At 53.2% G+C, this 203-nt stretch carries 1 rRNA gene; it reads left to right on the top strand.

Going from position 1 to position 203, the window contains the following annotated elements:
- A 16S ribosomal RNA gene (locus tag AC0L25_RS32590) occupies nucleotides 1-70 on the top strand; the annotation flags it as partial.
- Nucleotides 71-203: the final 133 nt, after the last annotated feature.

A 203-nucleotide genomic window follows, 5' to 3' on the forward strand; every position in this document is an offset into this window, starting at 1 on the left:
AGGGTCAGCGACTGGGGTGAAGTCGTAACAAGGTAGCCGTAGGGGAACCTGCGGCTGGATCACCTCCTTTCTAAGGAAGAACCCTAATGGAAACGCTCACTTGTTGAGCCTCTGCCTTTCGGTTCTCTTGGAACAAGACGGAAGAGAGTCACTCTTACCGTCGTGCATACCTTAAGCGGGTCTGCCGCCTTCGTTTCTCTTTC

This window comes from Mesorhizobium sp. WSM4813 (assembly GCF_055811555.1).